Here is a 12,036-nt window from a genome sequence, read left to right as displayed (position 1 = left end):
TCTCCCCCGTCCTGTCCCGGTCTCCGCCCGTGCCTCTGCCCCGAATCTCAGCGCCGCGGTTCCCAGCGGAACCACCGGCGTACAGCAAACACCGCGAACACGGTCCAGGCCACCGCCGTCGCCGCGGCGCCCAGCGCCTCACCGGCCGGCAGGTCACCGGTCCAGCCGCCGCGGATCAGCGTGACGACCGGGGTCAGCGGCAGCAGCTCGCAGACGGCGGCCACCTTGTCGGGGAGCAGCTCCAGCGGGACGAACATGCCCGAGGCCATCATCGAGACGAACGTCAGCGGCAGCGGCGTGACCTGGGCGCTCTCGCCGGTGCGGGTGAAACTCGCGGTGACGGCGGCGAGCGCGGCGCACATCACCAGCCCGAGCAGCAGCCCGAGCACGGCCAGGTGGGGCGCGGACGGCGCGGACAGGTCCAGGAGCACCGAGCAGCCCGCCGTCAGCAGCAGGGACTGCACCAGCCCGGTGAGGACGGACGGCAGCGCGGAGCCGGCCAGGATCTCGGCGTCCCGCGGTTCGCCGGTGCGCAGCCGCTTGAGGACGAGTTCCTCGCGCCGTACGACGAAGACGCCGACCAGGGCCGAGTACACGGCGAAGACCAGGGAGAAGCCGATCGCGGCGGGCAGCACGACGGTGCCGATGGTCAGCCCGGTCTCGGCGAGGTCCATCTCCTTCGCCGCCTGCCGCACGCTGAACGGCAGCACCAGCGGCACGAACACCGCGGCGAAGAGGGTGCCCCTGCTCCGCCCGAGCAGGGTCAGTTCGGCGCGGGCGAGGGCGGTCATGCGCCGCGCCGGCGTGGTGAGGGGGGCGTGCGCCCGGGTCTCGGTGGTGCCGGTGGCGCTCATGCCGCGTACTCCTTCGTCGTCGTGCCCGCGGCCGGGTCCGCCGCCGCCTCCTTCGCTATGCCGAGGAACGCCTCCTCCAGGGAGGCCGACCGCACGTCCAGGCGGCGCAGCCGCACCCCGGCGCGTTCGGCCCACACCAGCAGTCCGGTGGCCGCGCGCTGGAGGTCGTGGGTGCGCAGCCGGACGAGCCGGCCGTCGACCTCGTGTCCGCTGACGCCGAGTTCGCCGAGCGGCGGCAGGTCGCCGGGGAAGTACCCCTCGGGCAGCTCGAAGGAGATCCGGGACGGCCGGGAGGCGGTCACCTCGTCGGGGGTGCCGGTGGCGGCGATCCGGCCCTCGTGCATGATCGCGAGGCGGTCGGCGAGGTTCTCGGCCTCCTCCAGGTAGTGCGTCGTCAGCAGCACCGTCGTACCGCGGTCGCGCAGCGCGCTCACCAACTCCCAGGTGTCCCGCCGGCCTTCGGCGTCCAGGCCGGTGGTGGGTTCGTCGAGGAAGAGCACCTCGGGGGAGCCGAGCAGGGCCAGCGCCAGGTCGAGGCGGCGCCGCTGGCCGCCGGAGAGCTGCTTGACCCGGGTACGGGCCTTGGCCTGGAGGCCGACCAGTTCCAGCACCTCCGCCTCGGGCCGGGCCCCGCTCACGCACCCCGCCCACATCCGCGCGGTCTCGGCGACGGTCAGCTCGGAGGGGAAGCCGCCCTCCTGGAGCATCACCCCGGTACGGGGCCGTACGGCGGCCCGCTCGGTGTAGGGGTCGTGCCCGAGCACCCGGATCCGCCCGCCGGTCGGCGCGGCGAGGCCCTCCAGCAGTTCGACCGTGGAGGTCTTGCCGGCGCCGTTGGTGCCGAGCAGCGCGAAGACCTCGCCGCGGCGCACGCTGAAGCCGATGCCGCGCACCGCCTCGAACCCGCCCCCGTACACACGCCGCAGGTCGGTGACCTCAATCACGTGTTCGTGTTCGTTCGCATCCATGCCCCAAGGCTCCCCGCGGAACGGGCCCGAGGGCAGTGCGCGGCGTCATCGCTCGCCATGACAAATGTCAGACGGGACCGGGCACTTGCCCGAGGCACACGGAAAGACCAGGGTCCAGCGGCGCACGGCGCACGAAAAGACCCCGGTCCCTCAGGACCGGGGTCTCATTCCCGAGCGGACGACGAGGCTCGAACTCGCGACCTCAACCTTGGCAAGGTTGCGCTCTACCAACTGAGCTACGTCCGCATTGCCTCCGATCGGCTCTCACCGACCGGCGCGGGCACCAGCCTACCCGATCGACGTACGTGACCGGTATGGCGGTGCGGAGCGGGTGACAGGGATCGCACACTGCGTCTTCCCCCTGGAAGGGGGATGTTCTACTACTAAACTACACCCGCAAGCCCTCGTGAGCTGGGCTTTTTCGGCCCCGCCCCCTCGGCGTGCTCCAGACTTTAGCTGATCGCCGGGGGTGTCGCGCAAGTCGGTTGACGCGAGGGCCCGCTGAGCGCCCGTCGGACCGCCCCGGCCGGGCGGTGGATCACCGGGCGGCCGCGAACGCCTCGTAGACCTTCTTGGGGATGCGGCCCCGGGCCGGGACCTCCATCCGGTTGGCCTGCGCCCAGGCCCGCACGGCCGCCGGGTCGGGGGCGACCTCCGTCTGCCGGTAGGCCTTGCCGGATCTCGACCGCTTGCGGCCGGCCTCCACGTACGGCTCCAGGGCCTCGCGGAGTTTCCTGGCATTGGCTTCGTTCAGGTCGATCTCGTACATCCTGCCGTCGAGACCGAAGGCGATCGTCTCCGCCGCTTCCGAGCCGTCGATGTCGTCGAAGTAAGTGACCACGACACGCTGCGCCACGAATATCGGTCCCTTCGTGCGGCATCTCCGCACCGACGTGCCAGGACGTCGCGGAGATGCCGACTGTTCGCCAGTAATTGGGCAAAGTATCGGCTAATGACATTTCATTTGTACAGTGCCCGCATTGCATTGTGAAGCCCGACTAAATCTCTCCGCGTGTCCGTTGCGCAATAGACATCCGGGCGTACCGCGCGATCTTTCCCGAAGCTTTTCATGTGACCCTCCCCCGATGCGCAATCGTGACAGGGCTCACGTAGTTTCCTACAACTCTACCCGCGTAGAAATTTCGGCGGCTTTGACCAGGTAGTCTGAAGGAACCTGCTCAGCACCACACACCGGGAGTGCCAGTGGCACGCGTCGTAGTCGACGTCATGCTCAAGCCGGAGATCCTCGACCCCCAGGGCCAGGCGGTGCAGCGCGCACTGCCGCGGCTGGGTTTCGAGGGGATCTCGGACGTCCGTCAGGGAAAGCGTTTCGAACTGGAAGTTGACGGGCCCCTCGACGAGGCCGCCCTCGCCCGCATCCACGATCTTGCGGAATCCTTCCTCGCCAACACCGTGATCGAGGACTTCACCGTCCGGGTCGAGGAAGCGGCGGAAGCGGCGGGAGTCGCGAAGTGACCGCTCGGATTGGCGTCGTCACTTTCCCCGGCAGCCTCGACGACCGGGACACGCAGCGCGCGATCCGGGTCGCGGGCGCCGAGCCGGTGGCGCTCTGGCACAAGGACAAGGACCTCAAGCAGGTCGACGCCGTGGTGCTGTGCGGCGGTTTCTCCTACGGCGACTACCTGCGCGCCGGGGCCATCGCCCGTTTCTCGCCGGTGATGGACACGGTCATCGACCAGGCCAGGGCGGGTCTGCCGGTGCTCGGCATCTGCAACGGCTTCCAGATCCTCACCGAGGCCCACCTGCTGCCCGGCGGCATGCTCGGCAACGACCACCTGCACTTCATCTGCCGGGACCAGAAGCTGCGGGTGGAGAACGCCGAGACCTCCTGGACCAGCGACTACACCGCCGGCCAGGAGATCCACATCCCGCTGAAGAACATGGACGGCCGCTACGTCGCCGACCAGCGCACGCTGGACGAGCTGGAGGGCGAGGGCCGGGTCGCCTTCCGCTACCTGGACGTCAACCCCAACGGCTCGCTCAACGACATCGCCGGCATCACCAACGCGGCGGGCAACGTCGTCGGCCTCATGCCGCACCCCGAGCACGCCGTCGAGCCGCTGATCGGCACCGGCCGCACCGACGGCCTCCCGTTCTTCACCTCGATCCTCAAGAAGCTGGTCAACGCATGAGCCGGACGCCTCTGGACACGGTCGAGCACGCGGCCGCGACCCCCGACGTCGAGCTGCCCTGGGCCGAACTGGGCCTGAAGAAGGACGAGTACGAGAGGGTCGTCGAGATTCTCGGCCGCCGCCCCACCGGGGCCGAGCTGGCCATGTACTCCGTGATGTGGTCCGAGCACTGCTCGTACAAGAGCAGCAAGGTCCACCTGCGCCAGTTCGGCGAGAAGGCCCCCGAGTCCGACGCGATGCTCGTCGGCATCGGCGAGAACGCCGGTGTCGTCGACGTCGGCCAGGGCTACGCGGTCACCTTCAAGGTCGAGTCGCACAACCACCCCTCCTACGTCGAGCCCTACCAGGGCGCGGCCACGGGCGTCGGCGGCATCGTCCGCGACATCATCGCGATGGGCGCCCGCCCGGTCGCCGTCGTGGACCCCCTGCGCTTCGGCGCCGCCGACCACCCCGACACCAAGCGCGTCCTGCCCGGCGTCGTCGCCGGCATCGGCGGCTACGGCAACTGCCTGGGCCTGCCCAACATCGGCGGCGAGGTCGTCTTCGACGCCTGCTACCAGGGCAACCCGCTGGTCAACGCCGGTGCCATCGGCGTCATGCGGCACGAGGACATCCACCTCGCCAAGGCGTCCGGCGCGGGCAACAAGGTCATCCTCTACGGGGCCCGCACCGGCGGCGACGGCATCGGCGGCGCCTCGATCCTGGCCTCCGAGACCTTCGACGACGCGAAGCCCTCCAAGCGCCCCGCCGTCCAGGTCGGCGACCCCTTCCAGGAGAAGCTCCTCATCGAGTGCACCCTGGAGGCGTTCCAGGAGAAGCTGGTCGTCGGCATCCAGGACCTGGGAGCCGCGGGCCTGTCCTGCGCCACCAGCGAGCTGGCCTCCAACGGCTCCGGCGGCATGCGCGTCACCCTGGACGACGTACCGCTGCGCGACTCCACGCTCTCGCCCGAGGAAATCCTCATGAGCGAGTCGCAGGAACGCATGTGCGCGGTGGTCGAGCCCGAGAAGGTCGACCGCTTCCTGGAGATCTGCGAGAAGTGGGACGTCATCGCCACCGTCATCGGTGAGGTGACCGACGGCGACCGCCTGGAGATCTACTGGCACGGCGGCAAGATCGTCGACGTCGACCCGCGCACGGTCGCGCACGAGGGCCCCGTCTACGAGCGCCCCTACGCCCGTCCCGACTGGCAGGACGCCCTCCAGGCCGACGACGCGAACAAGCTGCCCCGGCCGGGGACCGGCGAGGAGCTGAAGGACCAGGTCCTCAAGCTGGTCTCCTCCCCGAACCAGGCCAGCAAGAAGTGGATCACCCAGCAGTACGACCACTTCGTGCAGGGCAACACCGTCCTCGCCCAGCCCGAGGACTCCGGCATGATCCGCGTCGACGAGGAGACCGGCCTCGGCGTCGCCATCGCCACGGACGGCAACGGCCGGTACACCAAGCTGGACCCGTACCACGGCGCCCAGCTCGCCCTCGCCGAGGCGTACCGGAACGTGGCGACGACCGGCGCCAAGCCGCTCGCCGTCTCCGACTGCCTGAACTTCGGCTCGCCCGAGGACCCGGCGGTGATGTGGCAGTTCGCGGAGGCCGTGCGCGGCCTGGCCGACGGCTGCCTCCAGCTCGGCACCCCGGTGACCGGCGGCAACGTCTCGCTCTACAACCAGACCGGCGAGGCCGCCATCCACCCCACCCCCGTGGTGGCGGTGCTGGGCGTCATCGACGACGTCGCCCGGCGCACCCCGGTCGCCTTCCAGGAGGAGGGCCAGCTGCTCTACCTCCTCGGCGACACGGCGGAGGAGTTCGGCGGCTCGGCCTGGTCCCAGGTGATCCACGACCACCTCGGCGGCCTGCCCCCGAAGGTCGACCTGGAGCGGGAGCGGCTGCTCGCCGAGATCCTGATCTCCGCCTCCCGCGACGGCATGATCGACGCGGCGCACGACCTGTCCGACGGCGGTCTGGTCCAGGCGGTCGTCGAGTCGGCGCTGCTCGGGGGGAAGGGCGCGCGGCTGGTCGTACCGGACGGGCTGGACGCCTTCACCTTCCTGTTCTCGGAGTCGGCGGGCCGCGCGGTCGTCGCCGTCCCGCGCTCGGAGGAGATCCGCTTCACCGACATGTGCGGCGCGCGCGGCCTGCCCGCCACCCGTATCGGTGTCGTGGACGGGGACACGGTCGAGGTGCAGGACGCGTTCACGCTCACCCTGGCCGAACTCCGGGAGGCCCACGAGGGCACCATCCCGGCCCTGCTGGCGTAACGGCCCCGGCCGTCCGGGCCGTCGCCGCGGCACCCTCCTGTGTCCGCGGTGACGGCCCGTCGTCATCCGTGCCGCCCGGGTTTCCTGAACCGTCCTGACGGGCACGGTGGTTGTGCCAACCTGAAGGCGTACGTGCGACGGGGACACCTGGGTGGGGACCGATGGGTGAGCGGTTGCGGATCAGGTTCGAGGCGGCGGGGCCGGGGCGGGAAGAGGAACTCCGTTCGCTGCTCGGCTGGCTCATGGACGACAGGGCACTGCGCGGGCACGTGGAACTGGAACCGGTCGTCGCCGACGGCCCCGGACGGATGAGCCCGGAACCGGAGCTGATCCTCGCGGCGATCTCGACCGCGGCCGGCGTACTGCAACTGCCCCTGTCGTACCTGGCCTGGCGGCAGAGCCGCGGCAGCCGGGCACCCCAGGTCACGGTCCAGGTCCTCGGCGCGGACCCCGCCGAGGCGGAGGAGCTGCTGCGCAGGCTGCGCGGCGAGACCCCGGACGACGCGGGGGAGACGCCGGCATGACCGTGGACGGTTCCACCGAGGCCACCGTCGCCTCCCCGGCCCGGATCGACCCCGCCCGTTCCGCCTGCGTGCTGATCGGCGTGGACGACTACACGCACCTCGACCCCCTGCGCAGCGTCCGCCACAACCTCGTCGAACTGCGGGCCGCGCTCACCGATCCCGAGATCTGGGGCATCCCCGAGGAGCGGATCTTCACGGTCCCCAACCCGACCACCCCGGCCGGCCTGGTCGGCCCCATCCGCGAGGCGGCGGACCTCACCGAGGACACGCTGATCGTGTACTACGCGGGCCACGGCCTGCTCGACCGCCACGACGGGCAGCAGCTCCTGCTCACCCTGCCCGGATCGCTGGAGGACTGGCCGGACACCTGCGTGCGCTCCGGCGACGTACGCCGGGCCATCCACGGCGTCGGGCCCGCCCGCCGCCGCGTACTGATCCTCGACTGCTGCTTCAGCGGCCGGGTGCTCACCGAGATGGCCGGCACCGACCGCGGCGAACAGGGCGGCGAGATGGCGCTGCGGACACTGCGCGGCGTCGAGGGCTCGTACGTCATGACCTCCGCCGCCAAGGACCGCCCCTCGCACGCCCCCGACCCGGCGCGCTGCACGGTCTTCACCGGCGCGCTCGTGGACGTCCTGCGGCGGGGGCTCCCGGACGGCCCCGAGATGCTGGGCCTGCATGCGCTCTTCGAGGCGGTCAAGCAGCGCATCGCGGACATGAAGCCGGTGGTCCCGCAGGAACCGCAGGACGAGGACCGCAACGGCGTCGGCGGGCTGGCCTTCGTCCGCAACGTGGCGGTGCTGCCGCCCCTGACCCCGCCGGCCGGCCCCGCCGCCGCGCCGCCCCGCAGCCGCACCGGCGTCACCGTCCTGGCGCTGGCCGCCGCGGTGGCCGGTCTGGTCGCCGGCCTCGTCCTGCCCGGCGCCGTCGACTGGTGGCACGCCGCGCACCCCGCGCCCGCGACCGGCGTCTGCGGCGGCCACCCCGCCGACGCCGAGGCGCCCCGCGCGGTCCTCCTGGACCACTCCGACGCGCTCGACAAGAAGAACGTCGACTACGAGGAGATCAAGGGCCTCTCCGCCCTCTCCCTGGTCTCCGAGGGGGAGAGCGGCGCCGAGGCGCTCGCGCTCGCCGACAACATGCCCGGCCTGCTCTTCCCGCTCCGCCTCGGCACCCCCTTCGACCTGGACCCCGTCGCCGACACCGCGCGCACCCTGCGCCACGCGGACGGCACGGAGTTCCCCGGCTGGTACGACGGCGAGGGCCTCGTCATCGAGGAGGGCGGCCGGACGGTGCTGGTCGCCGCCGAGACCGGCCCGGCGATCCGCCGCTTCGACATCGCCACCGGACGACAGCTCGGCGAGGACCTCCCCATCCCCGGACGCCTGCGGTACTGGCCCAAGGGCAGCGCCCAGACCGGCCGGACCATCGAGTCCCTCGCCCTCTCCCCGGACGGCCGCCACCTCTACGCCGGCTGGGAGGCCCCCCTGGCCGCCGACGGCGACCAGCGCGGCCGGCCCCTGATCCGCATCCAGCGCTACACGGGCGAACCCGGCGGCAGCTACGAGCCGGACGAGCAGTACGTCTACCTCGCCGGCGACGGCATGAACCTGGTCGAGCTGGTGGCCCTCGACAACGAGGGCGGACTCCTCGCCCTGGAGCGCGAGTTCACCTCCGGCCTCGGCACCTCCATCCGCGTCGTCCAGGTCTCCCTCGACGGCGCCCGCGACGTCAGCGAGATGGACTCCCTCTACGACGTCCCCGCGGACGTCTTCGCCGAGGAGACCCCGGTCCTCTCCCTGGCCGCCTGCCCGGCCGGCGGCCCCGGAGCGGTCGCCACCCCCGGCTCCAACCCCGCCAATCCGCTGGTGGACAACGTGGAGGGGATGGCCGTCGGCAAGGAGTGGACCAGCGGCGAGTACAAGGGCTGGCGCCCGCTGTACCTGATCTCCGACGACAACGGCAGCGGCGACCAGATCACCCGCCTCTACTCGCTCGCCCTGCGCCTGAAACCCTAGGAGGGCCCCACCCGGAGGCGCATAGGCTCACCCTATGCCGACGCCCCCCAGGAAACGCCCCCGCGCCTACGACCCCGTCAAGACCCGCGACGCCGTCCTCGCCCAGCTGGGCAACGTACGGGAAGCCGTCCACACCCTCACCCCCGAGCAGCTCGCCCTGCCGACCCGGCTCGGGGACTGGACCGTGCGGGAGCTGGTCGCGCACATCGGCATGGCGGTCACCGCCGTGCACCGCGCCCTGGACCGCCCGGCCCCGCCCCGGCAGGACGTGCAGGTCACCCAGTGGGCGTTCGCCACCGGCGGCAAGGCGGCGGCGATCGCCGACTTCACCCGGCGGCTCGCCGCCGACCACCCCGACCTCGACGCCTACCTCGCCGGCGTCGAAGGCAGCCTGCGCGCCCTGCTCGGGGAGCACCCCGGCGGCCGGCTCCTGGACACCAACGCGGGCGCCCTGCCGCTCGACGACTACCTGGTCACCCGTACCGTCGAACTGGTCGTCCACACCGACGACCTCAACGCCGCCGTGCCCGGCTTCGACGTCCCCTGCGACCGGCAGGCGCTGGCCGCCGCCACCCGGCTGCTGGTCGACGCGCTCGCCGTGAAGGCGCCCGGCGGGGCGACGGAGGTGCGGATCCCGCCGTACGCCGTCGTGCAGTGCGTCGAGGGCCCCCGGCACACCCGGGGCACCCCGCCCAACGTCGTCGAGACCGACCCGCTCACCTGGCTCCGGCTCGCGACCGGGCGGCTGACCTGGGCGGACGCGGTCGCCGGTGCCAAGGTCAGCGCCAGCGGGGAGCGGGCCGACCTCAGCGGTCTGCTGCCGATCCTCAGCTGACGGGAACCGGTTCCTCCGCACGCCCGTCGAATCGGCATGTACAGGCAGAAGCGCACGATCATGACGGTGGCCGCCGCCGCGCTCGTCCCGCTCGCGGCGGCCTGCGGCACCGAACGGACGGACGGCGGCGGCGACAGCGGCTCGGCGGGCGGCGACGCCCGGCCCGTGACCGGCGTCCACTGGAGCGTCGACAGCGTCACCGCCGACGGCGAGAAACACACCGTCCCGGACGGCGCCCACCTGACCATCACCGCCGACGGCACGGCGGAGGGCAGCTACGGCTGCAACGACTTCCACGCCAAGGCGTCCGTCGACGGCGACCGGGTCCGGCTCAGCGACGCCCGGTCGACCGAGATCGCCTGCGCGGACCGGCCCGTGGAGGTGGAGAAGTCCCTCGCCCACGCCCTCACCGCCGGCCCCCTCACCACCGAGGTCGACGGCGGCCGGCTGACCCTCACCACCGCCGACGGCGACACCGTCCGGCTCAGCGAAGAGCGGGACGCCGCGCTGTACGGCACCAAGTGGAAGGTCACCGACCCCGGCACGGCCGGCCGCGCGCACCTCACCCTCGACCGCGAGGCGGGCACCCTCACCGGCAGCCTCGGCTGCAACCGCGTCCAGGCGCGGGCCACGGTCCGCGACGGACATATCACCGTGGGCGCGCCCACGACCACCCGAATGATGTGCGAAGACTCACTCATGGACACCGAGAAGGCCCTGACGCGTTTCCTCGACCAGCCGATCGACTATCGCATCGAACAGCGGGCCCTCACGCTGACCAGCGCAAACGGCACGACCGTCCGGGCCGTCGCCGACCGGTGAACCGGTGAGCCCGCACCATCCCCCATTCGGATCAGCCGCCGACCTCGCCTACACTCGGAGACGTGCCACGTGGTGACGGTCGACTCAATCACGATCTGCTTCCCGGCGAGAAGGGCCCCCAGGACGCATGCGGCGTCTTCGGTGTCTGGGCTCCGGGCGAAGAGGTCGCAAAGCTCACGTACTTCGGGCTCTACGCCCTCCAGCATCGGGGCCAGGAATCCGCGGGAATCGCGGTCAGCAACGGCTCCCAGATCCTCGTCTTCAAGGACATGGGCCTGGTCTCCCAGGTCTTCGACGAGACCTCGCTCGGTTCGCTCCAGGGTCACATCGCGGTCGGACACGCCCGCTACTCGACCACCGGCGCCTCCGTGTGGGAGAACGCCCAGCCGACGTTCCGGGCCACGGCCCACGGCTCGATCGCGCTCGGCCACAACGGCAACCTCGTCAACACCGCCCAGCTCGCCGAGATGGTCGCCGACCTGCCCAAGCAGGAGGGCCGCACCCCGCGCGTCGCGGCGACCAACGACACCGACCTGCTCACCGCGCTCCTCGCGGCCCAGGCCGACGAGGACGGCAAGCCCCTGACCATCGAGGAGGCCGCCCACGCGATCCTCCCCCAGGTCCGCGGCGCCTTCTCCCTCGTCTTCATGGACGAGCACACCCTCTACGCCGCCCGCGACCCGCAGGGCATCCGCCCGCTGGTCCTCGGCCGCCTGGAGCGCGGCTGGGTCGTCGCCTCCGAGTCCGCCGCCCTGGACATCTGCGGCGCCTCCTACGTCCGCGAGATCGAGCCGGGCGAGTTCGTCGCCATCGACGAGAAGGGCCTGCGCTCGTCGCGATTCGCGGAAGCGAAGCCCAAGGGCTGTGTCTTCGAGTACGTCTACCTGGCCCGCCCGGACACCGACATCGCCGGCCGGAACGTGTACCTCTCCCGCGTGGAGATGGGCCGCAAGCTGGCGAAGGAAGCCCCGGCCGACGCCGACCTGGTCATAGCGACCCCGGAATCCGGCACCCCGGCCGCGATCGGCTACGCCGAGGCCTCCGGCATCCCCTTCGGCGCCGGTCTGGTCAAGAACGCCTACGTCGGCCGTACGTTCATCCAGCCCTCCCAGACCATCCGCCAGCTCGGCATCCGCCTGAAGCTGAACCCCCTGAAGGAAGTCATCAAGGGCAAGCGGCTGGTCGTCGTCGACGACTCCATCGTCCGCGGCAACACCCAGCGGGCCCTGGTCCGCATGCTCCGCGAGGCCGGCGCCGCCGAGGTCCACGTCCGGATCTCCTCGCCGCCGGTGAAGTGGCCCTGCTTCTTCGGCATCGACTTCGCCACCCGCGCCGAGCTGATCGCCAACGGCATGACCATCGAGGAGATCGGCACCTCCATGGGCGCCGACTCCCTGGCGTACATCTCCATCGACGGCATGATCGAGGCGACCACCATCGCCAAGCCGAACCTGTGCCGCGCCTGCTTCGACGGCGAGTACCCGATGGAGCTTCCCGACCCCGAGCTGCTCGGCAAGCAGCTCCTGGAGACCGAGCTGGCCGCCGGGCCCGCCGGTACGGCCGCCACCGACGCCATCCGTCGCCCGTAGCCGTCCGTCCGCACTCCC

11 protein-coding genes and 2 tRNA genes are annotated in these 12,036 nt (G+C 71.7%); 8 read left to right on the top strand and 5 right to left on the bottom strand.

The window, feature by feature from the left end; all coding sequences use genetic code 11:
* Positions 1–47: 47 nt before the first annotated feature.
* The 5 genes from ACZ3IG_RS16400 to ACZ3IG_RS16380 all read right to left on the bottom strand — a co-directional run bounded on the left by ACZ3IG_RS16400 (position 48) and on the right by ACZ3IG_RS16380 (position 2,678).
* Positions 48–854: an ABC transporter permease gene (locus ACZ3IG_RS16400; protein ID WP_467432552.1), complete on the bottom strand. Its 807-nt coding sequence runs from the start codon at positions 852–854 to the stop codon at positions 48–50.
* Positions 851–1,822: an ABC transporter ATP-binding protein gene (locus tag ACZ3IG_RS16395; RefSeq protein ID WP_467432551.1), complete on the bottom strand. Its 972-nt coding sequence runs from the start codon at positions 1,820–1,822 to the stop codon at positions 851–853. The genes ACZ3IG_RS16400 and ACZ3IG_RS16395 overlap by 4 nt, the downstream gene beginning before the upstream one ends.
* A 173-nt stretch (positions 1,823–1,995) precedes the next feature.
* Positions 1,996–2,068, bottom strand: a tRNA-Gly gene (locus ACZ3IG_RS16390).
* Positions 2,069–2,148: 80 nt separating this feature from the next.
* Positions 2,149–2,220 (bottom strand) — tRNA-Gly (locus ACZ3IG_RS16385).
* A gap of 140 nt (positions 2,221–2,360) precedes the next feature.
* Positions 2,361–2,678 carry a histone-like nucleoid-structuring protein Lsr2 gene (locus ACZ3IG_RS16380; protein WP_467432549.1) on the bottom strand — a complete coding sequence of 106 codons (318 nt, stop codon included), beginning with the start codon at positions 2,676–2,678 and terminating at the stop codon, positions 2,361–2,363.
* A gap of 347 nt (positions 2,679–3,025) precedes the next feature.
* Between ACZ3IG_RS16380 and purS the strand changes: the two genes are divergently transcribed.
* From purS to purF, 8 genes are all read left to right on the top strand, one after another.
* Entirely contained in the window at positions 3,026–3,298 is a 273-nt protein-coding gene (gene purS, locus ACZ3IG_RS16375) for a phosphoribosylformylglycinamidine synthase subunit PurS (RefSeq protein WP_215172363.1), read from the top strand.
* Positions 3,295–3,975 carry a phosphoribosylformylglycinamidine synthase subunit PurQ gene (purQ, locus tag ACZ3IG_RS16370; protein ID WP_467432546.1) on the top strand — a complete coding sequence of 227 codons (681 nt, stop codon included), beginning with the start codon at positions 3,295–3,297 and terminating at the stop codon, positions 3,973–3,975. The genes purS and purQ overlap by 4 nt, the downstream gene beginning before the upstream one ends.
* Positions 3,972–6,230: a phosphoribosylformylglycinamidine synthase subunit PurL gene (gene purL, locus ACZ3IG_RS16365; RefSeq protein WP_467432545.1), complete on the top strand. Its 2,259-nt coding sequence runs from the start codon at positions 3,972–3,974 to the stop codon at positions 6,228–6,230. Before purQ ends, purL begins: the two co-directional genes overlap by 4 nt.
* A gap of 161 nt (positions 6,231–6,391) precedes the next feature.
* Positions 6,392–6,754, top strand: coding sequence for an effector-associated constant component EACC1 (locus ACZ3IG_RS16360; RefSeq protein ID WP_467432542.1), 363 nt, complete (start codon positions 6,392–6,394; stop codon positions 6,752–6,754).
* Positions 6,751–8,772, top strand: coding sequence for a caspase, EACC1-associated type (locus tag ACZ3IG_RS16355; RefSeq protein WP_467432540.1), 2,022 nt, complete (start codon positions 6,751–6,753; stop codon positions 8,770–8,772). Before ACZ3IG_RS16360 ends, ACZ3IG_RS16355 begins: the two co-directional genes overlap by 4 nt.
* Before the next feature lie 34 nt (positions 8,773–8,806).
* On the top strand, positions 8,807–9,607 hold the full coding sequence (locus ACZ3IG_RS16350; RefSeq protein WP_467432538.1) for a maleylpyruvate isomerase family mycothiol-dependent enzyme: 801 nt from the start codon (positions 8,807–8,809) through the stop codon (positions 9,605–9,607).
* Between the two features lie 36 nt (positions 9,608–9,643).
* On the top strand, positions 9,644–10,429 hold the full coding sequence (locus tag ACZ3IG_RS16345; RefSeq protein ID WP_467432537.1) for an META domain-containing protein: 786 nt from the start codon (positions 9,644–9,646) through the stop codon (positions 10,427–10,429).
* Between the two features lie 62 nt (positions 10,430–10,491).
* A complete protein-coding gene (gene purF / locus ACZ3IG_RS16340; protein WP_467432536.1) occupies positions 10,492–12,018 on the top strand; it encodes an amidophosphoribosyltransferase in 1,527 nt (508 codons plus the stop codon).
* The last annotated feature ends 18 nt before the right edge of the window (positions 12,019–12,036 follow it).

The organism is Streptomyces sp. NPDC016677 (assembly GCF_055562815.1).
This window is presented reverse-complemented; position numbering and strand designations above follow the sequence as displayed.

What these genes read in the sequence shown, in the direction of transcription:
- purL (WP_467432545.1), top strand. Translation starts at nt 3,972, where the DNA reads ATGAGCCGGACGCCTCTGGACACGGTCGAGCACGCGGCCGCGACCCCC.
- ACZ3IG_RS16395 (WP_467432551.1), bottom strand. Translation starts at nt 1,822, where the DNA reads ATGGATGCGAACGAACACGAACACGTGATTGAGGTCACCGACCTGCGG.
- ACZ3IG_RS16345 (WP_467432537.1), top strand. Translation starts at nt 9,644, where the DNA reads ATGTACAGGCAGAAGCGCACGATCATGACGGTGGCCGCCGCCGCGCTC.
- ACZ3IG_RS16360 (WP_467432542.1), top strand. Translation starts at nt 6,392, where the DNA reads ATGGGTGAGCGGTTGCGGATCAGGTTCGAGGCGGCGGGGCCGGGGCGG.
- ACZ3IG_RS16400 (WP_467432552.1), bottom strand. Translation starts at nt 854, where the DNA reads ATGAGCGCCACCGGCACCACCGAGACCCGGGCGCACGCCCCCCTCACC.
- ACZ3IG_RS16350 (WP_467432538.1), top strand. Translation starts at nt 8,807, where the DNA reads ATGCCGACGCCCCCCAGGAAACGCCCCCGCGCCTACGACCCCGTCAAG.
- ACZ3IG_RS16355 (WP_467432540.1), top strand. Translation starts at nt 6,751, where the DNA reads ATGACCGTGGACGGTTCCACCGAGGCCACCGTCGCCTCCCCGGCCCGG.